The sequence below is a fragment of the Arthrobacter sp. JDC6 genome, from assembly GCF_056484025.1.
In genome coordinates, this window is record NZ_CM151278.1 from 2,447,457 (window position 1) to 2,473,347 (window position 25,891).

The 25,891-nt window shown below is 60.6% G+C and carries 22 protein-coding genes and 1 pseudogene; 16 read left to right on the plus strand and 7 right to left on the minus strand.

Going from position 1 to position 25,891, the window contains the following annotated elements; translation table 11 throughout:
- Window positions 1-80: 80 nt before the first annotated feature.
- The 9 genes from ACV095_RS11395 (at window position 81) to ACV095_RS11435 (ending at window position 8,447) form a co-directional block, all read left to right on the plus strand.
- Entirely contained in the window at window positions 81-695 is a 615-nt protein-coding gene (locus tag ACV095_RS11395) for a TetR/AcrR family transcriptional regulator (protein WP_056390044.1), read from the plus strand.
- Between the two features lie 37 nt (window positions 696-732).
- Window positions 733-1,860 (plus strand): N-methyl-L-tryptophan oxidase, encoded by a 1,128-nt coding sequence (solA, locus tag ACV095_RS11400; RefSeq protein ID WP_478221866.1) that lies wholly within the window; start codon window positions 733-735, stop codon window positions 1,858-1,860.
- Between the two features lie 142 nt (window positions 1,861-2,002).
- On the plus strand, window positions 2,003-2,956 hold the full coding sequence (locus ACV095_RS11405; RefSeq protein WP_478221867.1) for a phosphotransferase: 954 nt from the start codon (window positions 2,003-2,005) through the stop codon (window positions 2,954-2,956).
- A gap of 94 nt (window positions 2,957-3,050) precedes the next feature.
- Window positions 3,051-3,449, plus strand: a complete 399-nt coding sequence (locus ACV095_RS11410; RefSeq protein WP_478221868.1) for a GlcG/HbpS family heme-binding protein — start codon at window positions 3,051-3,053, stop codon at window positions 3,447-3,449.
- A 95-nt stretch (window positions 3,450-3,544) separates the two neighbouring features.
- Window positions 3,545-4,885 carry an aspartate aminotransferase family protein gene (locus ACV095_RS11415; RefSeq protein WP_478221869.1) on the plus strand — a complete coding sequence of 447 codons (1,341 nt, stop codon included), beginning with the start codon at window positions 3,545-3,547 and terminating at the stop codon, window positions 4,883-4,885.
- Window positions 4,886-4,937: 52 nt separating this feature from the next.
- Window positions 4,938-6,335: an aldehyde dehydrogenase family protein gene (locus ACV095_RS11420; protein ID WP_478221870.1), complete on the plus strand. Its 1,398-nt coding sequence runs from the start codon at window positions 4,938-4,940 to the stop codon at window positions 6,333-6,335.
- Window positions 6,336-6,429: 94 nt separating this feature from the next.
- Window positions 6,430-6,681, plus strand: coding sequence for a hypothetical protein (locus ACV095_RS11425; RefSeq protein ID WP_134164198.1), 252 nt, complete (start codon window positions 6,430-6,432; stop codon window positions 6,679-6,681).
- Between the two features lie 45 nt (window positions 6,682-6,726).
- Window positions 6,727-7,833, plus strand: coding sequence for an S-(hydroxymethyl)mycothiol dehydrogenase (locus ACV095_RS11430; RefSeq protein ID WP_134164199.1), 1,107 nt, complete (start codon window positions 6,727-6,729; stop codon window positions 7,831-7,833).
- On the plus strand, window positions 7,830-8,447 hold the full coding sequence (locus ACV095_RS11435) for an MBL fold metallo-hydrolase (RefSeq protein ID WP_478221871.1): 618 nt from the start codon (window positions 7,830-7,832) through the stop codon (window positions 8,445-8,447). The genes ACV095_RS11430 and ACV095_RS11435 overlap by 4 nt, the downstream gene beginning before the upstream one ends.
- A 45-nt stretch (window positions 8,448-8,492) precedes the next feature.
- Here the strand turns inward: ACV095_RS11435 and ACV095_RS11440 are convergent, their stop codons facing one another.
- Window positions 8,493-9,485 carry an Lrp/AsnC family transcriptional regulator gene (locus tag ACV095_RS11440; protein ID WP_478221872.1) on the minus strand — a complete coding sequence of 331 codons (993 nt, stop codon included), beginning with the start codon at window positions 9,483-9,485 and terminating at the stop codon, window positions 8,493-8,495.
- 179 nt (window positions 9,486-9,664) lie between these two features.
- Here ACV095_RS11440 and ACV095_RS11445 point away from each other — a divergent pair, with 179 nt between their 5' ends.
- Genes ACV095_RS11445 through ACV095_RS11455 form a run of 3 tightly spaced genes read left to right on the plus strand, consistent with a single transcriptional unit; the run spans window position 9,665 to window position 12,917 of the window.
- Complete coding sequence (locus ACV095_RS11445) at window positions 9,665-11,182, plus strand: carboxylesterase/lipase family protein (RefSeq protein WP_478223448.1); 1,518 nt, start codon at window positions 9,665-9,667, stop codon at window positions 11,180-11,182.
- 20 nt (window positions 11,183-11,202) lie between these two features.
- Window positions 11,203-12,582, plus strand: a complete 1,380-nt coding sequence (locus ACV095_RS11450; protein WP_018771316.1) for an MFS transporter — start codon at window positions 11,203-11,205, stop codon at window positions 12,580-12,582.
- Window positions 12,579-12,917: a nuclear transport factor 2 family protein gene (locus tag ACV095_RS11455; RefSeq protein WP_018771315.1), complete on the plus strand. Its 339-nt coding sequence runs from the start codon at window positions 12,579-12,581 to the stop codon at window positions 12,915-12,917. Before ACV095_RS11450 ends, ACV095_RS11455 begins: the two co-directional genes overlap by 4 nt.
- A gap of 111 nt (window positions 12,918-13,028) precedes the next feature.
- On the opposite strand, the gene ACV095_RS11460 is transcribed toward ACV095_RS11455, so the two are convergent.
- Window positions 13,029-13,625 carry a TetR/AcrR family transcriptional regulator gene (locus ACV095_RS11460; RefSeq protein WP_478221873.1) on the minus strand — a complete coding sequence of 199 codons (597 nt, stop codon included), beginning with the start codon at window positions 13,623-13,625 and terminating at the stop codon, window positions 13,029-13,031.
- 464 nt (window positions 13,626-14,089) lie between these two features.
- Here ACV095_RS11460 and ACV095_RS11465 point away from each other — a divergent pair, with 464 nt between their 5' ends.
- On the plus strand, window positions 14,090-15,289 hold the full coding sequence (locus ACV095_RS11465) for an APC family permease (protein ID WP_478221874.1): 1,200 nt from the start codon (window positions 14,090-14,092) through the stop codon (window positions 15,287-15,289).
- Between the two features lie 52 nt (window positions 15,290-15,341).
- Window positions 15,342-16,145 (plus strand): MoaF C-terminal domain-containing protein, encoded by an 804-nt coding sequence (locus ACV095_RS11470; protein WP_018771312.1) that lies wholly within the window; start codon window positions 15,342-15,344, stop codon window positions 16,143-16,145.
- Between the two features lie 1,028 nt (window positions 16,146-17,173).
- Here the strand turns inward: ACV095_RS11470 and ACV095_RS11475 are convergent.
- Window positions 17,174-18,145, minus strand: a complete 972-nt coding sequence (locus ACV095_RS11475; RefSeq protein ID WP_478221875.1) for a phospholipase D-like domain-containing protein — start codon at window positions 18,143-18,145, stop codon at window positions 17,174-17,176.
- A 225-nt stretch (window positions 18,146-18,370) separates the two neighbouring features.
- Window positions 18,371-19,162 carry a hypothetical protein gene (locus tag ACV095_RS11480; protein ID WP_478221876.1) on the minus strand — a complete coding sequence of 264 codons (792 nt, stop codon included), beginning with the start codon at window positions 19,160-19,162 and terminating at the stop codon, window positions 18,371-18,373.
- 585 nt (window positions 19,163-19,747) lie between these two features.
- Here ACV095_RS11480 and ACV095_RS11485 point away from each other — a divergent pair.
- Together ACV095_RS11485 and ACV095_RS11490 are read left to right on the plus strand one after the other, a co-directional pair.
- On the plus strand, window positions 19,748-20,224 hold the full coding sequence (locus ACV095_RS11485; RefSeq protein WP_478221877.1) for an ATP-binding protein: 477 nt from the start codon (window positions 19,748-19,750) through the stop codon (window positions 20,222-20,224).
- Window positions 20,214-20,655: pseudogene (locus ACV095_RS11490) on the plus strand (integrase core domain-containing protein); the annotation flags it as partial. The gene ACV095_RS11485 and the pseudogene ACV095_RS11490, both read left to right, overlap by 11 nt.
- A gap of 186 nt (window positions 20,656-20,841) precedes the next feature.
- Here the strand turns inward: ACV095_RS11490 and ACV095_RS11495 are convergent.
- The 3 genes from ACV095_RS11495 to ACV095_RS11505 are packed head-to-tail and all read right to left on the minus strand — an operon-like array spanning window position 20,842 to window position 25,561.
- Window positions 20,842-23,283 carry an AAA family ATPase gene (locus tag ACV095_RS11495; RefSeq protein WP_478221878.1) on the minus strand — a complete coding sequence of 814 codons (2,442 nt, stop codon included), beginning with the start codon at window positions 23,281-23,283 and terminating at the stop codon, window positions 20,842-20,844.
- On the minus strand, window positions 23,241-23,828 hold the full coding sequence (locus ACV095_RS11500; protein WP_478221879.1) for a hypothetical protein: 588 nt from the start codon (window positions 23,826-23,828) through the stop codon (window positions 23,241-23,243). Before ACV095_RS11500 ends, ACV095_RS11495 begins: the two co-directional genes overlap by 43 nt.
- Window positions 23,825-25,561: an SIR2 family protein gene (locus ACV095_RS11505; RefSeq protein WP_478221880.1), complete on the minus strand. Its 1,737-nt coding sequence runs from the start codon at window positions 25,559-25,561 to the stop codon at window positions 23,825-23,827. The genes ACV095_RS11500 and ACV095_RS11505 overlap by 4 nt, the downstream gene beginning before the upstream one ends.
- Window positions 25,562-25,891 lie beyond the last annotated feature (330 nt).

Genomic DNA, 25,891 nt, shown 5'->3' on the forward strand with positions numbered 1-25,891 from the left:
TTGCACAGACTGTTCACTTTTAGGATCTGATGTGCAATCATGTGAAGCAGATCACCAGCACCCCACACGAAGGACCAGAAATGAGTGCCTCCAACAAGCCCCTCTCCCTTCGGGAACGCAACCGCATGAGAACCCGCGGCGACATTCTCGACACCGCAGCTGAGCTGCTGAGTTCGGAGGGGTACGCCTCTACCGCGCTCGAGGTCCTCAGCCAGCAGGCGGGTATTTCGAGGGGCACCATTTATGCCCACTTCCCCGGCGGAAGGGACGAAATTGTCCGCGAAGTTTATCTGCGGATCGCCGACGCCGTGTACGTACGAGGGATCAGCTTGCGGGATCCCCTGACGGACCCCGGCGCAAGAATCACGGCGCTGGCCACGGCGTTGGTGGAGGCGACAAAGGAGCCCAAGGGCCGGTTCTACGGGGTGATGGGACCGGACCTGGTGTCAGCACTATCGGACGTCATGGGCTCGACTTCCCGCTCTTTCGAAGAGCTCATTGCGCGGGATCTGAAGGATGCCAAGGACAGCGGCACCTTGCCGGAGGACGCACCGACTGAGGCCTTGGCTGCAACGATAACCGGGGCGATCCGCGCTGCCGGGGCTGCTGCAGCACGTGAGCCGGCGAACGCCGGGCCAGCGGTCGCGGCTATCCGGTTGCTCATGGACGGACTTCTAGTACGAGCCACTGTCTGACCCGCCAAGGGTCCGAAAACCACTAACGGAGGAATTTGTGTCAACACAACACTACGACGTCATCGTCATTGGATTGGGCCCCTGGGGCTCATCGGCGGCGTGGCACTTGGCAGCCCGCGGCAAGTCCGTGCTCGGCCTGGATAAGTTCGCACCGCCACACATGCACGGCTCGCACGGAGGCGCCACACGGCTGGCCCGGCAATCCAGCAGTGCAGGAGCCCAGTACACCACCTTCACAAAGCGGACCTTTGAGTTGTGGGACGAGTTGGCCGCGAAAACCGGGACCCGGCTGTTGGAACGTTCGGGAACTGTGTTCGTCGGCGAACCCGGATCAATGTGGTTCGACAAAACGGTGGCATCCCTGAACGCGTCCGATTTTGAGTACGATGCCCTCAACGCGTCGACGGCACGGAAGCGGTTCCCTTGGGCCACGATTAAAGACGACGAAGTCGCCGTATGGGAGCCAAACGGCACCGTTGCCCTCGTCCACCCCGCCATCAAGGCCCTGCAGTCGGAGGCTCGCCGGCTCGGCGCAACCCTGCGCACGGGAGAAGCGGTTCAAGGCTGGGATGAGAGCGCTTCGGGCATCGTCGTGAGCACCGATCAGGGTAACTATTCAGCCGACAAGGTCGTCGTCACCGTGGGTGCCCGCGCCAACCATTTGATGCAACTGGATCTGCCCTACAAGGTGGACCGTCAGGTGCTGGCCAATTTCCGCCAGGACGGGCCACCGAAGCCGGCCATCTACTTCGCCAAGCCCCCAGGATCGGACGAGGCACCGGCTTACGGTTGCTCCGAGCCTAACGGTGAATGGAAGTTCTCTGTCCCCGGGAAGGGAAACTGGATCGACCCCGAGGACCTTAGTCAGGACCTCAGGCCCGGAGACCTCGAACGGATCCAGGAAGTGCTCAGCGCCAGGCTCCCGGACATCGACACCAACCCGGTATCGACCACCGTATGCATGTGGTCTGAGGTGGAGGACGGCCATTGGGTTATCGGTGGACACCCGGAGTCGTCCGATGTCGTCATAGGCACCGGAGACATGGGCCGCGGGTTCCGCTATGCAGCGGTTGTTGGTGAAATGCTGGCCGATCATGTCGACGGCATTTCCCGCCCCGAAACAAACCTGTTCCTGCCTTCACGCTTCGCCACAGCAAAGGCGTAAACAGTGACACCGGCAGACGTCCTGACCGCACCGTTACAGAGCTTGTGGGAGCTCGTGAAACAGTGCGAACAGTGCAGCCAGGACAACCTCCGACCCCAACACAGTGCACCTGCATTCGAACATCGAAGGACATCCAATCCTAATGACCATCGTCCCTGATACCGAAATCACCAGCATTGAGGCGGTGCTTTCGACGAACCCAGACTGGGCTGGCTGTCACGTCACCGCACATTCCCTCTCCGGCGGCCAGGCCCATAAGAACTACCTTGTCGAGGACGGTTCCCGTCGTTGCGTCGTCAAGCTCTGGAACAACTACTGGGAAACGGTAGGAGTTCTGCCCGCCGCCCACGTGGTTCTGGAAAACACAAGAATTGCCGCCGAGATCGGAGTGGGCGCGCCCGTCATAACAGTCTCAAACGAACCCTTGGCGCTGGCTCTCGACTTTGTTCCGGGAGGCCACCCGAGGCTAAGCGACGACGATGACTCCGTCACCCGACTCGTCCCTGCCCTTCACCGGCTTCATCACTCCGGCCGCCGGTTCCTCAACGACATCAACCCCTTCAACCTGGCCCGACAAAGGATGGAGGCCGCCAGAAGACAGGGTATCGAGCTGCCGCCCGGAACGTCAGCCATCCAGGCCCTGATGGACCGCCTGGAGACCGTCCTGGCCCTGGATCCGTCCCAGTTTGTTCCCTGCCATCTGGACATTTGGGATGCAAACATCATCAAGGACACCTCCTCGATGACCTACAACATTATCGACTGGGACCTCGCCGGCAACTCGGACCCGTGCTACGAGATTGGATTTATTGCAGCGCAAAACGGATTCGGGAAAGAGAAGGCACAGGCACTCTTCGAGGCCTACTTCGGCAACACTGACCCAGTAAAAATGGCCCGCGCCAGGCTCTTCATGGCGGTGGCTCATTGGTCCAACAGTGGACTGTGGATCACCGCAATGGGGAACGCTGCGCCCAACGACGACGCCGACTACGCAGGGGAACTGCGTACCTGTTGGGAAGGGTTGATCACTGAAATAACAGCCCCTGACTTCCCCGACTTAATAAAGGCAGCTGCAAAACCAGCAGCTCTCGTCTAACACCCCCCGCCGCGCGTTAGCGCCTAACCAAGGCTGGCTCTACACCAGTCGATACGACTACGCCCTCAAACAGGAAAAGATTTCGGAGCAACAGATGAACGACATCACCCAACAAGAAGCACACAAGATAGTTGAAGCGGCACGAGAGGCAGCCCTGGCCTCGGAAACTCTGATGAACATTGCCGTTGTAGACGCCGGCGGAAACCTCAAGGCCTTCACCCGCATGGACGGTGCGTGGCTCGGCAGTATCGACGTCGCCATCAAAAAGGCACGCACGGCCCGTTACTTCGACATGCCCACCGGAGACATCGGCTCCATCTCGCAGCCCGGCGGACCGCTGTTCAACATCGAAGTTTCCAATGGCGGCCTGATCACCTTTCCCGGAGGCATCCCACTGACCAAAGACGGGGTGACCATCGGCGCCATCGGTGTCAGCGGCAGCACCGTGGAAAACGACCACCTGGTCGCTACTGCCGGCGCCCAAGCCCTCTAACCGGTTGCCGGGGCCGGCCATCGACCGTCCGACCCCGGCAACACCCACCGACTCATGTTCCGGACTCAAATCCGCACCAACGGCCAAGGACAGCAATGACACTCGAAACAGCCACAGAACCGGCACCCGACGCACTCCTCCAGGAAGGCCTCATTAACCGCCGCGAACGCACCATCGGGCGCCACTCCCCGCTGTTCTATGCCACTCCCCTGGAAATCGTGGCCGGCGAGGGCGTGTGGGTCCACGACGCCACCGGCAAGACCTACCTGGATGTCTACAACAACGTTCCCCACGTCGGACACTCCAACCCCGTCGTCCGCGAAGCAATCACAACCCAGCTGCAGACCGTCAACCTCCACACGAGGTACCTCAACTCACGCGTCGTTGAGTACGCCGAAAAGCTGCTGGCGCTCTTCGATTCCCCCTTGGAGCGGGTATTCTTCACCAATAGCGGATCAGAAGCAAACGAGCTCGCGCTGCGAATCGCACGGCAACACACCGGCAACACCGGCATCCTTATTTCGGACCACAGCTACCACGGCAACACCACGACCCTTGCCGAATTGACCACCGGCCTCCAGGTCAAAGAACCCCTCGGCGCCCACGTACGCCCCATTCGTATTCCGGACGCAGCAGGGCTGACACCGGCTAAACGAAAGCGCCTCCTCCAGGAAGCGCTGCGCGACGTCGACGCAGCCATCTCCTCGCTCCAGGCCGAAGGCTACGGCGTCTCAGCCATCCTGTATGACCCGCTGTTCTCAACCGAGGGACTCCTGCAGACCCCCGACGGCTACATCGAGGCAGTCACCGCCCGGGTCCGTGCTGCCGGCGGACTGATCATCGCGGACGAGGTCCAGTCAGGCTTCGGACGGACCGGCAACCACATGTGGGGCCACCAGGCTTTCGGCACCACCCCTGATCTGGTGACACTTGGCAAGCCGATGGGCAACGGCCACCCCGTAGGTGGCGTCATCACCACGCACGCACTGATGGAGGAATTCGGGGAAAACAACACCTACTTCAACACATTTGCTGGAAACCCCGTTTCGTCGGCAGCCGGCCTTGCTGTGCTCCAGGTCATGGAAGAGAACGGGCTTGTTGAAAATGCACACCAACTCGGCAAGTTCATCGCTGACGAACTCGCAGCCCTTACTAAGGGCAACCCCAGGATCAAGGGCGTACGCGGCAGGGGCCTCTTCTTTGGCCTGGAAATCGTCAATCCCGACGATGCGACGCCGGACCCCGCCGCCACCAAGGCACTCACAGAAGAGATGCGTTCCCGCGGCGTTCTCATCGGAAAGATCGGTCGCCACGAAAACGTCCTCAAAATGAGGCCACCGCTCGTCTTCGAACTCGAACACGCCCAACACATGATCGAGCAACTCCGTCTGGCACTGGAAACACTCGACGGCCCTACTGATCAAAACCAATGGTGACCATCCCAGATTCACGCGGAACAACAACTAACCACTCAATGAGGAGAATGCCATGAACACCACGCCTGTCCTGACCGAGGGCTCCGTTGCTGCCCGGACCATCTTCAATCCCGCCACCGGTGAACCCGTCGGAGAAGCCCCGGTGCATACGGTCGCGGACCTGCAGCACGCCATTGACGTGGCAGTCGCCGCCCAGCCCGGCTGGGCCGAGCTCGGCCACGAGGCACGGTCCGCCGCGCTGTTGAAGGCCGCCGACGCCATCGAAGCCCGCGCCGAAGAACTCGCCCAGCTGCTTTCCCGCGAGCAGGGCAAACCGCTGAACGGCCCCAACGCCCGCTTCGAAGTCGACGCCTGCGCGGCCTGGCTCCGCGCCGCCGCCGGGACACCGCTCGAAGCCGAAACCCTGGTCGATGACGGTGAAACACGCGCCGAACTGCATTACCGGCCCATCGGCGTCGTCGGGGCCATCGGGCCGTGGAACTGGCCCATGATGATCACCGTCTGGCAGGTCGCCCCCGCCCTGAGAATGGGCAACGCCGTAGTGGTCAAACCCTCCGAACACACCCCACTCAGCGTGCTTGCCCTCGTTGAAACCATCAACGAAGCCCTGCCCGAAGGGCTCCTCACCGTAGTCTCCGGCGGACGCGATGTAGGCGAGGCCCTCGCATCCCACCCCGCCATCGGGAAGATCATGTTCACCGGCTCCACCGCCACCGGCAAAGCGATCATCAAATCCTCCGCGGACACCGTCAAGCGGCTCACCCTGGAACTGGGAGGAAACGACGCCGGCATCGTCCTGCCCGACGCCGACCCGAAGGCCATCGCCGAAGGCCTGTTCTGGGGCGCCTTCATCAACACCGGCCAAACCTGCGCCGCCCTGAAACGCCTCTACGTCCACGACGACATCTACGACGCCGTCTGCGACGAACTCACCAACGTGGCCAAGGCCATGCCAATGGGTAACGGCCTGGACGAAAACAACGTCCTCGGACCGCTGCAGAACAAGGCACAATACGAGATCGTCGCGAACCTCGTGGAGGCCGCCAAAGCCTCCGGAGCCCGCGTCCTCCTCGGCGGAAACCCGGACACTGACCAGCCCGGCTACTTCTACCCCACCACCCTCGTGGCCGACATTGACAACGACAACCCACTCGTCGCCGAAGAACAATTCGGCCCCGCCCTGCCCATCATCCGCTACAGCACCATCGACGAAGCAATCCAGAAAGCAAACGCCCTCGACGTCGGACTCGGCGCCTCCGTCTGGTCCTCAGACCCGGCAACAGCCCGCAACGTCGCCGCCCGCATCCAAGCCGGCACCGTCTGGATCAACAAACACGGCGCCGTCGACCCCCGCATCCCCTTCGGCGGCGCAAAACAATCCGGCTACGGCCTCGAATTCGGCGTCGAAGGACTCAAACACCTCGGCGTCCCCCAGGTAATCAACGGCTAAAACACCACTGACTGGTGGGGGCACCGCCGCAGGCGGTGCCCCCACCGCGGAAGGCCAAGGCTAAGGGCCGCACGCTAGATACAGCGACCCAGTAGTGCCAATCGACATTGCGGAGGATTACTTGAACCGCCACACCCGTGCAGTTGAGGTAGAGGACTGGTCCATGCTCCGGGCCGGCGACAGGGTTGCCGTCTCAGAAGACCTCTTCTACCAAGACGGGCTCCAAGTAGAAGAAACAGCAGCAGAGATAGGCGTGATCTGGGTCCGCAGAATCTCCAGTGGTGACCGCCAGCTTCTCAGCGTCGGGACCCACAGAATCTGGCATCTCGACACTAAAGACATCTGATCCGCCCCGGTTCAACAGCAAGAACGCAAACGAAGGTGCACATTCATGGTTCATAAAGTCCAAGCAGTTGTGGTTAAGGAGAAGGACGCTCCGGTGTCGTTGGAGACCATCCTGGTGCCGGATCCGGGCCCGGGCGAGGCCCTGGTGGACATCCTGACCTGCGGCGTCTGCCACACCGACCTGCACTACAAGCAGGGCGGTATCGGAAACGACTTCCCGTACCTCCTGGGTCACGAGGCCACCGGTGTGGTCAGTGCTGTCGGCCCGGATGTGACCTCGGTGGCCCCCGGTGACCGGGTGATCCTGAACTGGCGGGCGGTCTGCGGGGAGTGCCGTGCGTGTGCCAAGGGCCAGCCGCAGTACTGCTTCAATACGCACAATGCCACCCAGAAGATGACCCTCGAGGACGGAACCGTGCTTTCGCCGGCCCTGGGCATCGGCGCCTTCGCCGAGAAGACCCTGGTCGCCGCCGGGCAGTGCACCAAGGTGGACCCGGACGTTGACGCAGCCGCCGTGGGCCTGCTGGGTTGCGGCATCATGGCCGGCATCGGCGCCGCGATCAACACCGGCGAGGTCAAGCGCGGGGAATCCGTGGCCGTCATTGGCTGCGGCGGCGTGGGCATCGCTGCGGTCGCCGGGGCCAGGCTGGCCGGTGCCACGACGATCATCGCCGTGGACATCGACGACAACAAGATCGACATGGCCAAGTCGCTCGGTGCCACCCACGGCGTGAACTCGCGCCAGGAGGACGCCGTGGAAGCCATCCGCGCCCTCACCGGAGGCCACGGAGCGGACGTGGTGATTGACGCCGTCGGCCGCCCTGAAACCTACAAGCAGGCCTTCTACGCCCGCGACCTTGCCGGCCGCGTGGTCCTTGTCGGCGTCCCGACGCCGGAGATGACGCTGGAACTGCCGCTGCTGGATGTTTTTGGCCGCGGCGGGTCGCTGAAGTCCTCCTGGTACGGCGACTGCCTGCCCTCCCGTGACTTCCCGATGCTCGTCTCGCACTACAAGCAGGGCAACCTGGACCTCGACGCGTTCGTGTCCGAGCGGATCACCATCGACCAGGTGGAGGAAGCGTTCGGCAAGATGCACGAGGGCAAGGTGCTGCGCTCCGTCGTCGAGGTCCAGCCGGCAGGGGCGTCCGCATGAGCGTCACCATCGAAAACCTGGTCACCTCCGGCACATTTTCGCTCGACGGCGGCACCTGGGACGTGGACAACAACGTCTGGATCGTGGGCAATGACGAGGAATGCATCATCATCGACGCGCCGCACGACGCCGCCGCGATCATCAACCAGGTCCGCAACCGGAAGGTGAAGGCCATCCTGCTCACGCACGCGCACAACGACCACATCGGTGCCGCACGCGAGGTCGCCGATGCCCTGGGCGCACCGATCCACCTGAACAAGGAGGACCTGGTGTTGTGGGAGCAGGTCTACCCGGACGCCACACCGGACCACTACCACTCCGACGGTGACGTGTTCCAGGTGGGCGGGGCAACCCTGAAGGCAATCCACACGCCCGGCCACTCGCCCGGGTCCACCTGCTTCCACCTGGAAAGCGAGGGGACGGTCTTCACCGGGGACACGCTGTTCAACGGCGGCCCAGGCGCCACCGGCCGGTCCTACAGCGACTACCCCACCATCCTGACCTCCATCCGCGAACGGCTCCTGACCCTCCCGCCCGACACCGTGGTCCGCACCGGCCACGGCGAGGACACCACCATCGCCGCGGAGCAGGAAACGCTCAAGACATTGACGTAGAACCTGGAAGTCGCTGCTGCCGCTGCGGCAACGATGGCCAATTTGTCAGGAGCTGTACCCGCCGAGGTCTTCGCCGAACGACAACGCCATCGTTCCGCTGCGCTTCAACGCGTCTACCACCACGGCAGGCTCGATGGCCTGCGCCCGCGTGGCCCACTCAGCCCCTTTTAGATAGGTAGAAAGTGCTGCGCGGCTTGGAAATACGGCATCGACAACAAGCTGGAAGTCACCGGCGAGGACCGCGGCATACCGTACTGACGAAGAAGGAAGCATTTCCGCTTCCACACGGTCCAGTTCTGGAAACGGCACCTTGACCCACAGCAGAACCTCCACCGGCAAACCGAGCAGCGCAGGCTCGAAGACCGCACGGATGAACAATGTGCCCTCGCGCCGCATCCGCTCCACCCTGCGCTGGGCGGTCTGCACTGAGAGCCCAGTGATACGCGCCAGTTCCTCATAACTGGCGCGGCCATCGCGTTCCAGTGCCCGGAGAATCTGCCGGTCCTCTTTGCCCAATTGCTCCACGTGCTCCAGGGCGGTGGGAGCCTCCGAGTACCGGGTTCCGCCCATCGCCTCAATCTCCGCCGGCGTCAGGACGCCGGGATTCCACTGATGCATGGTCCTGGGATAGCTGAGGACCGGATACGTGGCGGCCGACCTCACCCCCGGGATGCTCCCTATGTCCCGGATGAGCAGCTCTGCAAACTTGGAAGCAGGGCTGGAAAACTCCGCCGCACAATCCGCCGAACCGGTGAGGATGTAGGTGTACAAGGTCTCCGGCCGTCGCGCGAGGGCCGCAGCGGCTATTCCTGCTGAGCCCGGATTGCAGGCAACCTTCAACACAAACTGTTCCAGATGCCTGAAGCGGCTCGGATTCGGCAACGCGCGTATCCGCACCCGCCCGTCCCGGAGGAGCTCGGAGCCCCTCCGCGCCACCGTCCGTTCGGCCTCCCCCAATGATGCGGCCACTTTCGCCCACGAGGCGCGCCCGTCTACCTGGAGGGCGCCGACAATCCGCTGGTCCAGCTCATCCAGCACATCCATTTCCCGCTCCCTTTTACGACTTCTTTGTCACCTCCAACTCTAGACTTTCCGCCAGACTTTTGGCTGATTCTTCCACTTATCCAGAAATCATTGTCGGAAACACGTGACCCAGCACACGATTGTTGACGAAGTCGATACCTAGTGAAGGAAAAGCAATGACAGGCACAGTCGCAATGACGCGTCAGGGAGCAGTTCGCGGGGTCACGAACGATGGCACAATCAGCTGGCGCGGGATACGGTACGCCGCTCCCCCGACCGGAGCCCTGCGGTGGCAGGCTCCCCAGCCGGCAGAGCCGTGGGAGGGCATTCTGGACGTGACCACGTTTCCAACGCGTGCCCCGCAGGTGCTCGCGGCCGAGCTCGTGCCGCCTGGCGGGGCAACGCCGTCGGACGATGACTCGCCCATGGGTGAGGACTGCCGCTTCCTCAACATCACCGCACCGACGCAGTCGGCAAACTCGCCCTGTCCGGTTCTGGTCTGGTTCCACGGCGGCGGATACACCTGGGGATCAGGAGCCAACTTTATCGGCGACGGGACAGCCCTCGCCCTCGAAGGCACCATCGTGGTCACCGTCAACTACAGGCTGGGAGCCCTCGGCTTCCTCAAGCTGGACCACCTCCTCGGCGAGCAGTACGCCTCGTCGGCGAACGCAGGCCTACTGGACCAGATCGCTGCACTGAAATGGGTCCGGGACAACGTGGCCGCATTCGGGGGAGACCCTTCACGCATCACCATCGCCGGTGTTTCCGCCGGGGCCAAGAGCGTGGTCAATCTGATGGCCTCGCCAATGGCCGAGGGCCTGTTCCACCGCGGAATCATTCAAAGTGGCGGCGAGCACCTCAACACCCCCGACACCGCAGAGCAGGTCACCGCTGCACTGCTTCGCACCCTCGGCCTTAGCCCTGCGGATGCCACGGAGCTCCTAACGATGCCCGTTGAGACAATCCTCGCCGCACAGCAGGAGATTGCCGCCGGCGTCAGGGCAACCTGGGTCTGGCGCCCAACCGTAGACGGACTCATTCTTCCCGAGGCCCCGGTCCACGCCTTCGCCAAGGGCCGCGCCAGGGGGATCAACATCATGGCCGGCGTGACAGCCAACGAGGCCGGAAGCTACGACCTCGCCGACCCGTGTGCATCGCAACAGTCACCACGCGTCCTACAGGAGATCTTCGGGGACGAAGCAGAACAAGTGCTGGACATTTACCGGAGCGCCTTCCCAGAGGCGGATGAGCGCCGCCTCCACTGCGCCGTGCTGGCCGACGAACGGTACGGCATCCCCACCATTCGGCTGCTCGACAGCCAGTCCGAACACGCGTCCTGCTGGCGTTACCGCTTCGATGCTCCAAGCCCCGGCGCCCCCAAGGAGAAGTGGGGGTTCCATGGCGCCGACGTTCCCTTCGTCTGGGACATCGGACTCGAAGCGGCAGAACCGGCGTTACAGACTCTGGCATCAGGAATCCGGCAGGCGTGGACAACCTTCATCCACCACGGAAAACCCGAAAGCCAGGACCTGCCCTTCTGGCCGGAATACCGGCGAACAGAACGGTGGACAATGTTGCTGGACACCACCCCAACAGTGGTCCCGGACCCCCGGCAGCAACAACGGCAGGCATGGGAATCGGCAGAGTGGCAGCCCGACACCTGGTGGACATTCCCCGCCCTGCATCCAGCACACAACACAACCCACTGACGAGTGAAAGAGTCCGTACAATGACGTACACCCACAACACAGCTTCAGAAGGCACCGGGGACCTGCCAACCACCCTCTACAAGAAACTCGCCTGGCGAATTCTGCCCCTGGCCTCCATCTGTTACGCCGTGGCCATCATCGACCGGGTCAATATCGGCTTCGCAAAGCTCGAAATGAGTGCCGACATCGGTCTCTCGGCAGCTGCCTACGGGCTCGGCGCCGGCATCTTCTTCCTCGCCTATATCTTCTTTGAAGTGCCCAGCAACATGATCCTCGAACGCGTCGGCGCAAAAATGTGGATCGCCCGCATCATGGTCACCTGGGGCGTTGTCACCATCGCTACCGGCTTCGTCCAAAACACTGAACAGTTCTACATTGCCCGGATCTTCCTGGGTATCGCAGAGGCCGGCTTCTACCCAGGCATGGTCTACTTCCTATCCCAGTGGTTCCCACGCAAACGCCTCGCCCAGGCCCTGGCACTGCTGGTTATCGCAGGACCCATCGGCAGCATGTTCGTCGGCCCCCTCTCCGGCTGGGTCATGTCCAGCCTGGGGGGACTCGCCGGTATCGCAGGCTGGCAATGGCTCTTCGTGATCCAGGGCATTCCGGCAGCCCTCCTTGGCATTATCTTCTTCTTTGCCGTCGCCAGCACACCGAAGGACGCCGCGTGGCTCACCAATGAGGAAAAGACCGCCATTGCGGCAAGCCTCGGCCCGGCCGGCGCGCGTGAGAAAGCAACAACGCAGTTCAAGAAGGCCATCACCAACAAGCGGGTCTGGCTCCTCGGCGTCATCCTGGCAGCCAACTACATAGGCATCTACGCCGTCGTCTTCTGGATACCAACCATCATCAAGAACACCGGCGTAACGGATGTAATGACGATCGGCTATCTGTCCTCCGTCCCGTTCGCAGTCGCTGTCGTGGCGACCATCGCCCTTGGCATCTACTGCGACCGCAGCCAGGCCCACCGGCGGGTACTGGTCACGGGCATGGTACTGGCCGCACTGGGACTGGTCGCCAGTGTGGCCACCGGCGATCAACTGGTCCCCACCCTCATCGGCATATCCCTCGCAAGTGCACTCTTTACCGCCACCGGCCCCATTATTTGGGCGGTCACCAACCTCCAACTCAAGGGCATGACGGCGGCCGCCGCAGGCATCGCGTTGATCAACACCGTGGGCTCCATAGGGTCCTTCCTTGGCCCTTACGTCATGGGGCTCGGTCAGGACTGGACCGGCAATGTCATCGTGCCCCTCTTGTTCATCGCAGGCGTCGCGGTAGCCGGGGCACTCGCTGCCCTTGCCATCCCCCGCACCCCAACGAATCAAGAAAACATCGAAGAAGGGCATGACAGCGGCCTGAAAACGGCACCCCCAGGGAAAGCAGGAGCGGCGTCGTGAGCACCCTATCCGAAAGAGTCCGGACCGTGATGGCGGCCTACAACAACGGGGACCCGGAACCCCTGATCGCCACTTTCCACGACGACGTTCAATACAACATCGTCGATCTCGACAAGACATACCAAGGCCTGGAGGAAGTTAGCGCCTTGGCCCGCAAAGGGGCCGGACAAACCCGGTTTCACCTGCACGATGTCGTTTCAAGTGGGCCACTAATCGCCTTCACCTACGACCACCACAACCCTCTAGCCGGCATGAGCTACCAAGGGCCAGGACTGGCCGTCCAAAAGTACGATGCCCACGGGCGGCTACTCGAACAATGGGCCTATCGAGCCTAGGAACCAAACAAAGGACGACGGCGGGATTCCCGCCGTCGTCCTCATCTTTTTTCAAATTTTGCGGCCCACCATTCACGGCATGTGACACCGGAGCCCGGTTGCGAGTCCTGGTCAATTCCCGTCAACGCTGTCCTTGGCGGATTCGAGAAGGCTCACCATGTGACCGACCTTAATCACGGCTGCCCTGATTCTCACCGGATCGCTGATGGTCAGGAACTGGAGCATGAGACCGTCCAATGCTGCAAAGATAGCCAGCGAAACAGCATCATCCGCCACCAGGCCGCGTTGCCTCAGCGCATCCTCAACGGTCTGCATGTAAGCGGCGTACAACCTTTCAACCAGTGGCCGTACTTCCGGGTTCCGACGGGATTCAAGCAGCATCTCAAACTGGAAGAGCTGCAGTTCCGGTTCAGCCGACACCGTCGCAATGAGCGAATCAGCGAAACTGTCGTCAAAGTCGACAATCCGCTCCAGGCCAGTCTCCTCGATGGACCGTTGCACAGCCCATTCCATCGTGGCAGCCAGAAGACCTTCGATGGAACCGAAGTGGTGCGTGACCAGCGTGTGGTTCACGCCTGCCCGAGCGGCGACGGCACGGTAGGTAACTCCCCGCAGCCCCTTCTCTCCCACGAGAGCAATCACTGCTGACAACAACGCCTCCCGGCCGTCTCCATAGGGCAATCGGGCCGAACGTTGGGATTGGCTCATACGCCGAGTCTAGTCTTTGCCACTCCTCGAAAGGGATACGTTGACACCTCGAACTAAACACTTGTAGAGTTCTGGGCGTGGCCACGGTCACCCACGTTCGCTCGATTGCAATCAGCTTCTCCCCTGCATCTTCCGCGTACTGACGCACGGAAATTGGGGCACCTTTTTCGCATCGGCTTAACGCCCTGCATCCCGAAAAGAGCCATCGCATGAATCAAGAATCAGTCGCATTGCCGACGACCATTGGGTCGGAAGAGCGCGGGGACTCTCCCAGCCCAGCGGGACTGAGGCCCAATAAACTCGGCGTCCTGGCCATAGCCTTTTTCGCTATTGCCGCGGCCGCCCCCCATGGCGGCGGTAGTAGGCGCCAGCCCGGTACTGTTCTCGACCACCGGCGCCGGAACACCCGTCATCTACGTGATTGCCGCGCTCCTTGTAGCACTCTTTCCGTCGGTTATCTCCGGATGAGACAGCACATCACCAACGCAGGCGGCTTTGTCGCCTATATGGCCAAAGGCCTGGGAACGAAATGGGCCACCGGCGGCGCGGGGATCGCCATCCTGACCTACCTCAGCCTTCAAATCGGGCTCTGGTCACAGTTCGGGGTATTCGCCCAACTCCTGGTCGAAGGAATCACCGGGCTCAGCATCCCGGTATACCTCTGGATCACCGTGCTGCTTGCCGTCGTGACCGGGCTGACCATGCGCGGCGTGGACGCCAGCCTCAAAGTGCTGGGAGTTCTCATTGTCGGCGAAGCCTTCGCGGTAGCCGCGCTGGTGGTCTCCCTCATCGCCCAAAAGGGCATCGGCATCTTCACATTCGAGGGCTTCACCGGCTCCAACGTCTTCGGACCCGGTATGGGAATTTCCCTGCTCTTTGCATTCGCCTGCTTCACGAGCTTTGAAGCAACAGTCGTCTTCGCCGAAGAAGCCAAAGAACCCCGCCGCACCATTCCGCGCGCCGCCTACTTCGTCATCGCCTTCGTAGGAATCTTCTACACCATCTCCACGTGGGCCATCAGCGGAGCCATCGGCATCGACAACATCCAGACCGTGGCCACGGACAACCCGGCCGGCATGATCTTCGACCTGGCCCAGACCAGTGCAGGTTACTGGCTGAGCATGACCATGCAGATCCTCGTGGTCACCAGCTTCCTGGCCATGCTGCTGGGCCTGTCCAACATGTTCTCCCGCTACCTCTTCTCCCTCGGCCGCGCCGGCGCCCTGCCCGCGAAGCTTTCCGCCGTCTCCAAGACCAGGGCCCCGCACATTGCCGGGTTCATCAACGGAATCGTCGTCCTCGCAGTCATCAGCATCTTCCTGCTCGCAGGAGCCGACCCCATCACCACCGTGTTCTCCTGGTTCGTTGCCCTGGGAACGGCCGGCTTCATCACCATCCTGCTGGTGACCTCAGCTGCCATCGTGGTCTTCTTCGCCAGGAACGGCATGCGGGACAACCTCTGGGTCACCGTCATCGCACCGTCCCTGTCATTCCTCGCATTCATCGTCATCGGATACCTGACGCTGGACAACTACGACGCCCTGCTCGGCGGCGCCGGCGGCGTTGCCCGCTGGCTCCTCCTCGGCATCCCCCTCTTCTTCGTGGCCGGAATTGCCCGGGGAGCACAAAAGCCCTCGATCAACTTCGCCGCGGTCATCGGCTGACCCAGCCGCACCCACCTGTCCCCACACAATGAAAAGAACAAAGGAACACACCATGACTTCAACGGATATCCAGGACTACATTCCCGAAGAGGAGTGGCCGCCGGTTTCTGCCATGCTCGAAGGCTTCGGCGACCAGACGCTGCCCGCCTCCCCCGCCCTCACTGGAGCGGCTCTGAGCATCCCGGGCGAGGACGGAGCAACCGAGGAGTACGTCTTCGACACGGAATCCTCCATCATCTGGACCTCTAAGCGCGGCGAGGAGAAGACCAGCGGAACTGCAGGCTACAAAGCCATCGAAGCCCGCCCCGGGATCTTCATCATCGACTTCGTCCGCGGTGAAGGGCTCAGAGCAGATAACGTCACCATTATCTGGGACCGGAAAACCGGCGCGGTTACTTCCGGAGTATCACGCTTCGTCCTCGTGGGCGACAGGACCCGCAGCACCACCGACTTCAGCCAGACCAACAGCAACGGCTCAGCGGCCCGGCACGAACGCTCATCCGGCCTGGTCGGAAAACGGATCTTCTACCGCTACAGCGACGTCGAGTCCTACGAACACATCTACCTGAACCCAGGCACCTTCACCTGGAACTGCGTCCGCGGCGGCGAGGCGGGGCTGGCGGACACCGATCGGTGCATGACCTGGGAAGTAGCAGAGGACCTCTTCATCTTCTTTTGGACCGAAAAGGTGATGTGCGTTGAAGCCGTCCTGCTCGCGGACCTGCGGGAACAGCGCTCCATCGGACGGATGTTCGGCTGGGACGACCCCGCCAACGAACCGGTCATCCTGCCCTTCGATTCCCGGCTCAGCGTGCTGAACACCACCGAGTACCCTCAGGACACCAACAAGCATTAGGCCCGGAGAGGATGTCCGGTCCTGCACCGGACATCCTCTCATTAGGGCTGCGAACCGCTTCCGAACCTGGACCATGTGTCGACGGGAGCAGTTGTGATGCTGACTGCGCACTTCGGCTATATCGCCTTTTTAGCGCAGCCCTCACAGGACTTCGCCGACAAACCATAACCAAACGGACAATGACCACAGGGCCCTGCTGCCGGAGAAGGCTACGCTATGGAGACCTACGAGTCCCTCGACCCGCGTGGCCACCATAGACCGCGGAATACGCCGTCGTCGCCAAAGAACAGTTCGGCCCCTCCTGCCCATCATCCGCCTACAACACCATCGATGAAGCAGTGGGAAAGCAGCGGTCTCGAGGTCGGCCTCGGTGCCGCCGTCTGGTCACTTACTTGGCTGCGGCTCCCTAGGCCGCAGCTCGCATCCAGCCCGGAACGGTGTGGTAATCACGCATGGCGCCCCCGACCCCCGCATCCCATGGGCGGCGGACAATCCGGCTATGGGGGTGTTCGGTATCGAAGGAGCTCACCCGTCGCAGCGATGAGAAGGCCATCCCTGGGAAACTCCTAGAGCGCTGTCAGCACGGTCATGTCGTCCCCGCTCCCCCGGCACATGAATAGGTGTACGCCGGCCCGGGCCCACCTTACAGCTCAGGAACGAGGAACCGCATAAACACACTTTCAGCAGGCGGAGGGCTCACCCAGCCAGGGACTTGAACCCGCCACCCCACACACCTGAACAGACCACTGCGGCGGCCAGGCCACAGCCCGCAACCCACCCGTCAGAGCTACGAAAATCAAGCTTTGTACACACGTCAAAGCAAAATCGCCTCTGACCTGCGGAAACACTGTGCCCGAGGTGGGACTCGAACTACATTCCCACCCGCGCAAACTCTGGCAAGCCCAGAAATCACGCGGAATCCAAGCCAGTCCTACCGACGTACCGCCCGATCCAAAGCCCAAAATGTTGACACAGTCAACACTCCACCGGTAGCAACAGCCAGCCGCATCAGAAGCCGACCGCCAAACCTAATCCGTCACGAGTCTGGCGAGGGAGCGAACACCGTTGGTGAACTGGTCGAACTTCAGCTTGATGTGGCCGTTCTGCAGCCCGCCTGTGCTGCGAACTAGTTCATATGCCTTAAGCTCCAGCAATTTATCCGGCACGAAGCGCGGTGTTGTCCGGCTCACCCACGGCCAACGATCTGCCTCTTCGCCCCTTTCGGCACGGTAATCGCCAGGCAGGAACTCTGGATCAGACGTCACTTCCACAACGGCGTAGCAATCCCGGGTCTGTGCGCAAATGACGACCAAATCCCTTGGCTTGATACTTGGCCGGCCCTTAGCCGGGCTTCCGAAGTACCAGTCGCTGCGCCACTGATCCAGCGCCGGCTCACCGTACTCTGACTTCAGCCACAAGCTCCGGGTTTCATCACGAGCATCAACCAGCAACTGCTCTAATAGAGAAAGAGCAGAGTCTTTGTCCGAGCCAGCGGAAGCAGCCGACTCCGGCTGTGTTAGCTGGCGGGCCTGCACGAGAAGCTTTTCCAAGTCGTTCGCCGTAACACCTTGACTGGGCCAAGCACTCATGGCTCTCCTGGCTCCGTCTACTTGGGCAGCTCCCAACTCAACTCCCAGTTCAAAGTTGGCAGCCTTCGAACTGCCCAGCCCAGCACCGGTGAGATTCGCAGATCCAAGAAAGCCACGGCTCCCAACAATGAACGTCTTGGCATGCAGCCGGTCAACATGGCCGACGTTAACACCGTTCCGCGTTAGTTCAATCAAGCCGTCAACCGACAAGTAGCCGTTCGCAACCGCGGTCGGGTCCAAGCACGTGAAGAGACGCCACCTGGAATCCGACTCTTTGCTGGCCGCCGCCAACCGCCTGCAGACATCCGAGGACACATAGGGACTGGCTAGGAGCACATCGCCGTCCACGTCCTCGATAGCTCTGTACAGCCAATCTGCAGCGTTGGTGTGGACCAAACCTTCTCTCATCATGATGGCGAGCCTACTGCGACTCGCGAGCAGGTCCGGGGCTCTGACTGGGCATCCAGAAAGGTGCGAAGTTCTGGGCCAACGTGCTGACCCTCATGTCATCTTTAGCTGTTGTACTGGGCTTTCGGCATACTCCGGACCGATCCTCCGTCCTGTCCACCAGCTGAAAGTCTTCCTGCTAGATGAAAATGCACGCCGCAGCCGGAACGCATACGGCACCAAACGCGCCTACCCCACCGAAAGGTCTTCGATGTCATCTTTTGGGCTGGGGAGCACGTCAGGATTCGACTCCATCACGAAGTACAACCAGCCAAACTTTCGCCTCTGGGTGTCGGCCTTGGCGGTGTCCGCTAGAGCAACGCCTATGGAGAACGGGTTAACCGGACCGATAGGAAGGTTCGCAAGCAGCCCGGAAACCATCGTCTTCCCTGGGGACGGCTTGTTCTCTGCAGCGAAACTCCAGAGGTCACCCCACAACTCCTGTTGCATATTCGTATCGCCGGCCTTCTCTACAAGGGCCAACTTGAGGCGAAACTCGGTAAGGAAGGGGCTCTTTCGGAGCTCCAGTATCTGGCGCCAGGATAGCCCGCCATAGTCCACCGCTTTAATCGCCCCCAGTTGAACCAGCGGATCATCGTCGTCAAGAAACGGTAGCTTGATCGCACTTAGCATCTTTTTGTGGAGCGGGGATAGCAGTCCAACTGCCTCCGGAAACACGGAGCGCATTTGGCCCGGCATTAGAATGTCTTCCGCTAGTTGGAGTGCCACCGAGCCCCGGGCCTTATGATCCACTCCACGCCACGGTTTGGCGATGGGAAGAAAAAAGTCGTCATCAAGGTCCCGCACGAAGTCCAACGCCTGGGCGTAAACAGGATCCTTGCCATAGTCGAACCCACTTGGAATCTCACTGCGTTCTGAGTTACTCAGATCTGACCGCCGAAGGAGAAACTTTTTGAACTGCTTGTCGTTCGTCAGGTCATGCCCCTCAGCTTTTCCCCCGAAGGAAGAGTTGATGAACATATTCTCAAGCTGACCACCAGGCTCCCCCAAGCCCTGCAGATCAATAAAAATATTGTCGCATAAAATCGCTGCTCGCTTTAACGCAGGAACCAGATCCTGGCCGTCTAGAACCTTGCTATGAAAAAATCATGTAGGACGACACGACAGCAGTTAGACCGGACATGTTTTGATGATACTGGTTTGCCTGACAAGCTACGGGCATAAGGAATAGGCCCACACCGCTCTGCCCAGACAATGGTCGAGACCAGCCAGCCGGTAATTGTGCGGCGGCATATGCAATGACATAGTTCGCTTCCGTTACGAATCAAAGTGGCAAGAGCCGTTAGTTACACTCTGTCCTACGGCTCAGGCACTTCGACGGTGGACCTTACATAAGTGACGGCATGGACGGATTTTGATTCGTCAAGGTCCCGTATCATCCCCACAAGCAAGCCCTTCCCGGTTAGGTCACTTTCAATTACAGCCAAAGACAGCAGGATATTGGGCTTGATGAGTTCCTCGAAGTAGCGGTCCTAGAAGATGAAGAACATCGCCCGCAAGCCTCGGTCGCCGAGATCATCTACCAGGAACGACGCGGAGGTGCGGATGACGCGCTACGCCGACGACCAATGGCGCCAGGACCCCACGAACCTGCTGTTCATCTCACCGACCGGTGGCGGCAAGACCTACCTGGCCTGCGCGATCGGGATCGCCGCCTGCCAGAGCGGACACACCGTCGCCTACACCCGGATGGACGACCTCGCCCGCCGGCTGGTAAACGCCCGAGGTGACGGCATCGGCCACCAAAAGCTGCTCAACGAACTCTCGGACGTGGACCTGCTCGTCATCGATGACTTCCTCACCGTGGGCATCGACCCCGAAGCGGCCAACGACCTATTCGCGGTCCTGACCAACCGGGAAAACCGCCTGCCAACGCTCATCGCTTCGCAGTCCGGCACCGCATACTGGGTCGAGGCCCTACCGGATCGGGTGGCCGCGGACTCGATAGTGAACCGGCTGGTCAACCAACCCCACCCAAACCCCCGCCAACCACCGCGCCTCGCACCAGAGACTGGGCTTTGACTTCGTCCACGTGGCCGTGGACGACCACACCCGTTTCGCCTACGCCGGGGTCCTGCCCGACGAAAAAGGACCGACCTGCGCCGAGTTCCTCACCAGGGCGCTGCCGCCATGGCAGCCCAGGGTGCACCCGTGAAACGCGTCATGACTGACAACGCCTTCCCCTACCGGCATTCCCGGGATTTCAGAGCGCACTGGCCGCACTAGGCGCCAAACACATCCTGATCAAACCCCGGCATCCCTGGCAGCACGGTAAAGCAGAACGCTTCAACCCAACCCTGCAAAAAGCCTGAGCCTACCGACAACCCTTTACATCCAACCAAGCACGCACAGATGCACGGCAGCCATGGCTAGACTTCTACAACAACCACCGGCCCGCAGCAGCCTCAAGGGCAAACCACCGATCATCGAAAAGCCGTGAGGATCCGTCATAGCAACAAATCCTTCCATGACACACTGAGAGCCGTACGTCTGTCAGGCGAGAATAACGGTCTTCCAGAAATGGACAGGCCATCGGTGTAAGCACATGAGCAGCTTCAGTCGGGTTAGCGATACACCTTGAACCTGAACTTGGCCACGTTTCTCAAGCATTCTCCGACCCTAGCCAATTCGCTTAGGAGTCATTGTGCGGCTTGAAGTGGTGGTTCAGCCTTATGCCCTACCCGATTCCACTCGACACGAGTAGCCCCGCCGGTTCGATCTACCTCGACTGTAATCAGAGATTGGTGGTTCAAAGCTGGGGCAAGCTCCAAGCTGAGATAGTCGAAAAGTTCACGCTGGTGAACTGCCACGACGATCTGTCGATTATGGCGGTACGCCAACTCCCGGACGACCGTTGCGAAATTGGCAATATGAATGTCATCCATGGACTGCACCGGGTCGTCAAAGATCAACCACGGGACCTTTGTCGGCGCGGAGAGGTGCAGCGCAGTGAACAACGAAAGTGCGGCAGTGTTGCTGTTTCCGAAGCTCAGCATTTCCCCCGGCGCGCCGCCTACCTCCCCGCTATCAAGAGCCGTCTCAAGGCGAACATCCACATAGCGCGAAGAGCTTTCTTCCTTTCGGAACCGCGGAATAAACGGTTCGGAGGGGGCGAATCGCTTAAAAAGATCTCCCCAGAGGCCGTTCAGTCTTTCGTCGAACACTCGACTAATGACATCGGAACGAAGTCGTTCTGCATTCTTCTTGAGCTCGTTAGCAGCAACTTTACGTGCCGAAGCCTCCTTCAACTTTGTTTCTGTTTCGCTAATCTGTTGATCGATCTCACTAAGCCGCCGCTCAACCTCGCGCAGCCGTTGATTCTCATCGATTACCTTTTGCGCCAAGGCATGACTTCGGGTCCGGCGTGTGCTCCGAAAATGCGCCGCTTGAACTCTTTCATCGAGGATAAAAGTGAGATGCTGGATCTGCTCGTTGATTGAGCTGCCAACTGCTTTCTCGCCGAGTTGCTCACAAATGGTAGCCATTGCTCGAGCCGCCGCCTGTTCAGACGCGCGGCGTGCCGCCGCGTCCGCAAGTTTGGTCTGAGACGACTGAACTAAGTGAAGGAGCGCCCGACCTGACTCGACGGTCTCTTCCAGGTCGTTGAGTCGCCGTAGCTGGAGCCCGTAATCCGTCTCCGAACCGCTATCCGGTTCTTCAGGCTCGGCCAGAGCAAGTTCGAGGCCAGATAACTCTTTACGCAATTCACGTTCCTGACCTTCGGCAACGAAGAGCGCGGTAGCCGCTGTAGACAGCTGCGCCACTTTCGCCGAGATATGCGCGCTGAGCGCAGTAGCACCTCCAGCGAATGCTTGATCGCAAACTGGGCAAGAATCGTGAAGTGCGAGCGGCAACACTGCGGTGAGTGCATCAATGGCAACCCTCACATCCGACGGAACGTCGAATGAGGCGGATCGATCTTCCGCGGCCTGGAGCTGCCGGGACACCTCCGAAATGCGCTCCTGTAGCATGCCGCGGCGATGCTGTCGCTTTGCACGCGCTATTTCCGACACCTGCTGTTGGGACCGCGCCTCAACGACGCGGTCCCGGATGTCGTCAAACGACTCAAAAATGCGGGCAACGGTCACGGCAGGGAGCCCAAAGAGTTCCAGCCGAACTTCGTTTACAACGGCCAACACTCTTGTTGCAGCGCTATTTTCCCAAGCGGAATAATCGTTCACGGCCTGAGAGGCCAGTGCGTCAACTGTATGAGTAGCATCATCTAACTTCTCATTATTGGCCAACCGACTGTCGATCACTCCGGCCAAGCGCACACGGGCGGACTCCAGAGCCGAGAGCTCATCGGCGGTTTCCTCGAGTGCCTCTACCCGAAGCGCATCCCCTGCAAGCTCCAAAATGTCACCAGGGGTACGGAGGTCGAGCAACTCTCGTAGCTGGGACTCAGCAACCGCCAGCTCCTGTTGGAGCTTAGAGGATTGAGTGCGAAGATCATCCCGCTCAGCAGTGTCAATGGCGAATCGTCTCTCCGCCATCCCCCAGCCTTCAGTGGCATTTCTGGTTCGGTTCACGTGGCCGGCCGAACGCAGCCCCTCAATCAACCAATCCAGTTCTTCCAGCCCTACAAGTGACTTCACGAACCTAACAAGAGCGGAGTCAGCCTGCTTACTGGAGGCAGTGTATGTCTCGATAAAGCGACCGAGTTGCGTCTGGGCCAGAAAGGAACGCTCGGAAAAATATGATCGTTCATTTTCATCTAGAGCCGGGGCGCCCCGAAGAGAGCTCCGGTCAAACTCGAAGCTCCCGATGCGCAAACTTCCGCCGGGATCTGCGATGCGAAGTTCCACTGCGCCCAGAGGATAGCTGCGGTTTATTATTAGGCTTTGATCGAGATGGGCGCCATTGCTCAAGAAGCGCACGTTTCCGGTGGCCCCTAACTCGAGGGCACTAAGTAGGCTGGTTTTGCCCGCTCCGTTGGCCCCGTGAACGAGTACGACGTCGGCGTCGAGCGGTACCTCCCACATACCGGCCAGACTGCGGAAGTTTTCGACACGGAGCGAGTGAAGCTGTGGCGCGCGCATCAGCGGGTTTCTCCCTTCAGAGCAAATGCCTGTTCTATCCATGAGAAATAGCGAGCTTCTACTGATTGAGGTCCATCCTTGGCAGCAGAGAGCAGAGCGCGGAGCTCGGATGCCCGATGGCCGCCCGAGATAGCCTCGTGCAAGAGTCCAACCCCGTCAAAAATGTGCTCCTCTATCGGCGGGAGGACCAGCCGACGAAGTGGCGCAAGCGATCTCAGAACCGGCAGGTGACCGTCAACATATAGAACGCGTGCGAGCGATTGAAGTTCCGACTCCCACTTGCGCAGCTCGGGGCCGAACGGCTCTGAGGGGCCCACCAGGATCGTCGTGATGGTTCGCTGTGATCCCGCGGCATCCAGTGCACGAACTAAGCGCTGAACTTCCCAGTAGATTTTCGATTCATCAGCCCGAGAGCTCGGCCGCGGGTAGACAACGGCTAAGTCAAGTGTGCCTTCGGGTCCCGCCCAAACTTCGTCGATCTCAAGGTTGATTTCACCGATAGTCAACATACCAATTAGCCGTGAGTACCCGTTGGTTTCAAGAAGGCTCCGGACATCAGGCGAAATAACGGGGCTCTGGCTGCTCATAGCCCCACCACACTCTTGAAGCGCTTCGCCACATCTTCGGCCGTCGCAGTCTGGCTGACGAGGTCACTCCAAGATACTTCTGTACGGCCCTGGGGGCGGCGTCGGCTGCCTATCCGGCTCGAGCTTGACCGTCGTAGCTCCCTTGGCCTGTCTCGCATGTAAAGCAAGGCACGTCCCTCTTCAGCATGTACCCAGTCGGACGACTTCAGGACTTCGTCTGCTTCTACTACCCCGCGCACGATTCGCACTCCGACCAATCCCTCGCCGGCCCCTGATAGTGTGATCCTCCCCTCACGGGAGTCCACTTGGAGCTCCCAGTGTTGTAATGCCTGGCCCCAGCCAACAAAGCCGATAGCACAAGCCAGGAGATCACTGGCGAGAAGGAGGGCTGCGGGATCTGTCGCTACTTGGGAAAGGTGCCCACGTACGGCAACCGCGTAAGAGCCAGGAAAGCCACGATTGCCGTAGTAGTCGCGGACTAGGCGAGAGTAGGGGCCAGTGAGGAATCTGAGCAGTCGTTCCTCGCTGTAGCCAAACCGCCGAGGTATCTCCTCAGCGAGGTGTTCGATCCCGTTCCGGAGCTGCTCAGCAAATGCGGCTGAGGATACCTCCGCGCGCTCCAACATCGACTGCGTCTTAAGGTTCATCGCACGCCAAGTGAGGGCGGCAATCAGCGGTCCCGCGTAGTGACCGAACGCCGACCGGTCCACAATTTCTCCGCGGCACTCTTCAAAGCTGCCGTTATAGCAGTTCTCGAGCACATCCAGTTGATCCGCGCCGAGGGCTGGTTGAGCAAACACGTAGGCGGGACGTTCCGGGTCCCAAGTCCAGGGATGCGCCTCGGCCGCCTTCGTGAAGACGTCGAGAAGATCCTGATCCTGTACCGACAGGCCAAGAATGAGTGATCGCTCTCGCTCAGTCCGTTCAGCCAGCCATGCCCGCATGTGTCTGAACTCTTCGCGGCTGCTGAATCGGCTGATTTGTGCTCGAGTAGCGACGATCTTGGCTTCATACTCATCGGGGCGTTCCCTGGCAAGTACCGCACAGCCGTGAAACTTGGCTAGTTGAGCAAATCCATTCTCCTCGCGCCTATCGTCGGCGGCCACATAGACGTCTAGCCACTCCGGGGTCGCGGTTAATTCACGAACGGCCGCTTCGACCAACCCGTCCCAGTTGCCGGACGCAAGATGCTTCACCATCCCCTCCGCAATGAGGATGGCGAGGTAGTAATGAATCGGACCTGGACGGAGATCCGGGTTCCCGTACGTCCCCACGAGTTGGGCCACTTCGAGTAGCAAATACTCGCCTGGTTTCTGGCCAACTCGAGTACCCACGACATCGCTGTACGATCGCCGGAGAGTCTCCGTCGATATCGGCTCCCACTCGTCAGGGTTGGCGACATAACGGGCAACTTCATGGGTCATATGCTCGCGCAGGATTTTCATGAGCGCCTCACGGTGCTCTTCGCCATCGACCGTCAACTTGGCACGATCGCGAAGCTCCAACAGCATGTCGCGCATGATCTCAGCAAGGTCCGGGACCTGCTCTCGAGAAATTCCGGAACCGAGCCAAACGAAACGCCTACCGGTTACGACGTCATGTACGAGTCTCTCATCGACGGTCCTAAGCCGCTCCAGCGCACCCCTCAACATCCAAACCCCACATCTCGCACACGCATTCAGCGCCTCCCCCAAGAATGACAGTCGTTTGAAGAGACTAGCAATCTTCGACATTCCTCTTCATCAGGTAAGAGGCCACGGGACACTGCCGCTTCACGGCGCACGACCGGGCGACTACATTGCCACGGCTCTGGGCGATCCACCGGCGCCGGGCCGTTCGCTTATTGCCGAGCCTGTGGACAGAGTCGTGGTTGACCCTAGGCGTCAGTCGGCGATAAAAGTCAAGCTTTGTCAACACTTAGAAGGCAAAAACCTGCTGACCTGCGACAACACTGTGCCCGAGGTGGGACTCGAACTGTCATCCTGCCCTGGCAAACGCTGAGAAGCCTCGGAATCATGCGGAATTCGATGCAGTCCGAGGGCGGTACGAGGCACTCCGATACG

What these genes read in the sequence shown, in the direction of transcription:
- ACV095_RS11395 (WP_056390044.1), top strand. Translation starts at nt 81, where the DNA reads ATGAGTGCCTCCAACAAGCCCCTCTCCCTTCGGGAACGCAACCGCATG.
- ACV095_RS11405 (WP_478221867.1), top strand. Translation starts at nt 2,003, where the DNA reads ATGACCATCGTCCCTGATACCGAAATCACCAGCATTGAGGCGGTGCTT.
- ACV095_RS11410 (WP_478221868.1), top strand. Translation starts at nt 3,051, where the DNA reads ATGAACGACATCACCCAACAAGAAGCACACAAGATAGTTGAAGCGGCA.
- ACV095_RS11415 (WP_478221869.1), top strand. Translation starts at nt 3,545, where the DNA reads ATGACACTCGAAACAGCCACAGAACCGGCACCCGACGCACTCCTCCAG.
- ACV095_RS11420 (WP_478221870.1), top strand. Translation starts at nt 4,938, where the DNA reads ATGAACACCACGCCTGTCCTGACCGAGGGCTCCGTTGCTGCCCGGACC.
- ACV095_RS11430 (WP_134164199.1), top strand. Translation starts at nt 6,727, where the DNA reads ATGGTTCATAAAGTCCAAGCAGTTGTGGTTAAGGAGAAGGACGCTCCG.
- ACV095_RS11435 (WP_478221871.1), top strand. Translation starts at nt 7,830, where the DNA reads ATGAGCGTCACCATCGAAAACCTGGTCACCTCCGGCACATTTTCGCTC.
- ACV095_RS11445 (WP_478223448.1), top strand. Translation starts at nt 9,665, where the DNA reads ATGACGCGTCAGGGAGCAGTTCGCGGGGTCACGAACGATGGCACAATC.
- ACV095_RS11450 (WP_018771316.1), top strand. Translation starts at nt 11,203, where the DNA reads ATGACGTACACCCACAACACAGCTTCAGAAGGCACCGGGGACCTGCCA.
- ACV095_RS11460 (WP_478221873.1), bottom strand. Translation starts at nt 13,625, where the DNA reads ATGAGCCAATCCCAACGTTCGGCCCGATTGCCCTATGGAGACGGCCGG.
- ACV095_RS11465 (WP_478221874.1), top strand. Translation starts at nt 14,090, where the DNA reads ATGAGACAGCACATCACCAACGCAGGCGGCTTTGTCGCCTATATGGCC.
- ACV095_RS11470 (WP_018771312.1), top strand. Translation starts at nt 15,342, where the DNA reads ATGACTTCAACGGATATCCAGGACTACATTCCCGAAGAGGAGTGGCCG.
- ACV095_RS11475 (WP_478221875.1), bottom strand. Translation starts at nt 18,145, where the DNA reads ATGATGAGAGAAGGTTTGGTCCACACCAACGCTGCAGATTGGCTGTAC.
- ACV095_RS11480 (WP_478221876.1), bottom strand. Translation starts at nt 19,162, where the DNA reads ATGTTCATCAACTCTTCCTTCGGGGGAAAAGCTGAGGGGCATGACCTG.
- ACV095_RS11485 (WP_478221877.1), top strand. Translation starts at nt 19,748, where the DNA reads ATGACGCGCTACGCCGACGACCAATGGCGCCAGGACCCCACGAACCTG.
- ACV095_RS11495 (WP_478221878.1), bottom strand. Translation starts at nt 23,283, where the DNA reads ATGGATAGAACAGGCATTTGCTCTGAAGGGAGAAACCCGCTGATGCGC.
- ACV095_RS11500 (WP_478221879.1), bottom strand. Translation starts at nt 23,828, where the DNA reads ATGAGCAGCCAGAGCCCCGTTATTTCGCCTGATGTCCGGAGCCTTCTT.
- ACV095_RS11505 (WP_478221880.1), bottom strand. Translation starts at nt 25,561, where the DNA reads ATGTCGAAGATTGCTAGTCTCTTCAAACGACTGTCATTCTTGGGGGAG.